Source organism: Nitrosophilus sp., assembly GCF_982775275.1.
In genome coordinates, this window is record NZ_CEXZHP010000172.1 from 1 (window position 1) to 3,217 (window position 3,217).

Annotated in this window: 4 protein-coding genes; all 4 read left to right on the forward strand. The window is 38.4% G+C overall.

What is annotated here, in order from left to right; genetic code table 11:
* A partial coding sequence (locus AC30RD_RS07635) for an NADP-dependent isocitrate dehydrogenase (protein WP_489493851.1) occupies window positions 1-958 on the forward strand: 958 nt, incomplete at its 5' end.
* Window positions 959-995: 37 nt separating this feature from the next.
* Window positions 996-1,955, forward strand: coding sequence for a malate dehydrogenase (gene mdh, locus AC30RD_RS07640; RefSeq protein WP_489493853.1), 960 nt, complete (start codon window positions 996-998; stop codon window positions 1,953-1,955).
* Window positions 1,952-2,812, forward strand: coding sequence for a fumarate hydratase (locus AC30RD_RS07645; RefSeq protein WP_489493855.1), 861 nt, complete (start codon window positions 1,952-1,954; stop codon window positions 2,810-2,812). Before mdh ends, AC30RD_RS07645 begins: the two co-directional genes overlap by 4 nt.
* A gap of 9 nt (window positions 2,813-2,821) precedes the next feature.
* The coding region (locus tag AC30RD_RS07650) for a fumarate hydratase C-terminal domain-containing protein (RefSeq protein WP_489493856.1) at window positions 2,822-3,217 on the forward strand (396 nt) is incomplete at its 3' end.

Consider the following 3,217-nt stretch of genomic DNA (forward strand, 5'->3'; position numbering starts at 1 on the left):
AAGCCACGATAAAACTTTCTTTCCGCCAGAAGATGGATATATAAAAACGAATGACGAAGATGGAAACATCTTAATGTGCCATGAAGTAGAAGAGGGAGATATCTGGAGGGCATACAGCGCTAAAGATGATGCGATAGTTGACTGGGTTAAACTAGCCGTTAGACGTGCGAAAGAGAGTGGATTTCCGATAGTTTTTTGGCTTGATAGCAACAGAGCTCATGATGCAAATATCATAAAAAAAGCTTTAGAGACTTTAAGAAGCGAAGATTTAAACGGCGTTGAATATCATATTATGGCTCCTGAGCAGGCTATGACATATACTCTAAAAAGATTTAGAAAAGGTGAAGGAACTATTTCTGTAACTGGTAACGTATTGAGAGATTATTTAACAGATCTTTTCCCAATTATTGAAGTTGGAACAAGTGCAAGAACACTTTCAATAGTTCCACTATTAAATGGTGGAGGCGTTTTTGAAACAGGTGCTGGTGGATCTGCTCCTAAGCATGTTGAGCAGTTTATAAAAGAGGGGCATTTAAGATGGGATAGTTTAGGTGAGTTCATGGCACTTGTTGAGTCGTTAAAGCTTGCGGTTAAACAGGGTGCTAGCCAAAAAGCAAATATTATTGCAGACGCTCTTGATAGAGCTGTTGGTCAATATCTAGATAAAGATATGACTCCAAAAAGGAAAGTCAGTGAACTTGATAATAGAGGAAGTCACTACTATTTAGCAACTTTTTGGGCAGAAGAGTTAGCTAAATGCGGTGATAGCGAACTTGAAGCAAAATTTGCACCAGTTGCTGAGAAGTTAAAAGCTAATGAAGAGGCTATTTTAAATGAAATAAAAGCTACTGAAGGTAAAAAAACAGATATTGGAGGATATTATCATCCAGATGATCAAAAAGTCGAAGCTGCAATGAGACCAAGCAAAATATTTAATGAAATAATCGACAATATATAAAAATTCAGAGGCTTTGCCTCTGAAAAAAGGAGTGTTAATGGCTAAAAGTTCAAAAGTTTCAATAGTTGGCGCCGGTGGAAATGTTGGAAGTATCGTTGCATATTCTGTTGCTATGCAAGGATTGGCGCATGAAGTAATATTGGTAGATAGAGATAAAGATAGAGCACAGGGGAAAGCTTTGGATATGAACCAAGCGGCAGCTGCTCTTAGAACTCACTCAATTGTTAGAGCGGCAAAAGATTATAGTGACATTGCCGGAAGTAAAGTTGTAGTAATAACAGCCGGTTTTCCAAGAAAACCCGGGATGAGTAGAGACGATCTGCTTTTTGCCAACGCCGATATTGTTAGCGAAGTTGTGGGAAATATCGTAAAACACGCTCCAGATTCTATCATAATAGTAGTAACAAATCCACTTGATACTATGACTTACGTAGCGTTAAAAAAGAGCGGTTTTCCAAAAAATAGAGTTATTGGAATGGCTGGGATTTTAGACGGGGCGAGAATGACCCATTTTATTTATGAAAAACTGGGTTTTGGAGCCGGTCAGATAAGGGCGACAGTAATTGGAGGACATGGGGATTATATGGTTCCGCTTCCTAGATATTCAACGGTCGCAGGCATTCCAATAACTGATCTCTTAACCCCGGGAGAACTTAACGAAGTAGTTGAAAACACTAAAAGCGGAGGAGCACAAATCGTTAAACTTATGGGAACCAGTGCCTATTTTGCTCCAGGTAAAGCAACGGCTATTATGGTAGAGGCGATTTTAAAAGATTCAAAAAAGATATATCCTTGTTCAACTCTTCTTGAAGGAGAATATGGAGTAAATGGAATCCCAAACGGAGTTCCCGTAACTTTAGGAGCAAACGGGGTCGAAGAGATAATAGAACTTCAATTAACTCCAAAAGAGAGAGAGCTTTTTGATAGAAGCGTAGCATCAGTTAAAGAACTAATAGATGTTTTAGAAGAAAAAAAATATTTTGAGGATAAAAAATGAGAGTGGTTAAATATGAAACTATAGTAAATTCAATAAAAGATATGATTATTTACTCTACCACTCATTTAAGCGAAGATATGCTTGAAGCTTTAAAAAGAGCCTATGAAGAAGAAAAAAGCGAAGTTAGTCGTGCCGTTTTGGCTCAACTGCTTGAAAACGCGGAAATTGCCGCAAGAGATGCTAAACCTCTTTGCCAAGATACCGGACTTGCTATATATTTTGTAAAAGTGGGAGAAGATGTAAAAATAGAGGGGGGCAGTTTAAAAGAAGCAATATATGAAGGAACGCAAAAAGGTTATAAAGAGGGATATTTAAGAGCTTCTACTTGTGATTGTTTTACAAGAGAAAATCTTAAAGACAAAATCGGTTATAACTTACCTCCTGTAATATATTTTGATATTGTTCCTGGCGATAAAATCGAAATAGAATATGCCGCAAAAGGGGGCGGAAGCGAAAATGTTAGCCGTGCTACTGTTTTGGCTCCGGCTCAAGGTAAAGAGGGGATAAAAGAGTTTGTAAAAAAAGTGATAAGCGATGCTGGTCCAAATCCTTGTCCTCCATTGGTGGTTGGAATTGGAATCGGCGGAAGTTTTGATTTGGCCGCAGTTATGAGTAAACACGCACTCTTTAGAAGTATCGGCACGAAAAATCCAGACCCAGAACTTCAAAAATTTGAAGAAGAGATTAAAGAGGAACTAAATAAATTAGGAATTGGTGCTATGGGTATGGGAGGAACCGAAACAGTGTTGGCGGTGCATATAGAGATGTATGAGGGTAGAATGTGCCATATTGCATCTTTGCCTGTTTCAGTAAATGTTCAGTGCCATAGTTCCAGACATTCGCATATTACAATTTAAGGGATAAAAATGGCGGAGTATAGATTGAAAACACCTTTATCTGATGAAGATGTAATAAAATTGAAAGCGGGAGATATCGTTTATTTATCCGGAACCATCTATACCGCAAGAGATGCCGCTCATAAAAGACTTGTTGATCTTATATTAAATGGTGAAGAGCTTCCTTTTGATATTAAAGGCGCGGTTATCTATTTTGTTGGGCCAACTCCACCAAAGCCCGGAGAACCCATAGGAAGTGCCGGTCCTACTACAAGCTATAGAATGGATAGTTACTCTCCGATTTTGATTGAGCACGGATTAAAGGGAATGATAGGAAAAGGAAAAAGAAGCAAAGAAGTAATTGAGGCTTGTAAAAAATATAAAGCGGTCTATTTTGGTGCAACTGGGGGAGCTGGAGCTCTATTG

Bases quoted from the DNA above. Each gene is read 5' to 3' on its own strand.
- mdh (WP_489493853.1), top strand. From the start codon at position 996: ATGGCTAAAAGTTCAAAAGTTTCAATAGTTGGCGCCGGTGGAAATGTT.
- AC30RD_RS07645 (WP_489493855.1), top strand. From the start codon at position 1,952: ATGAGAGTGGTTAAATATGAAACTATAGTAAATTCAATAAAAGATATG.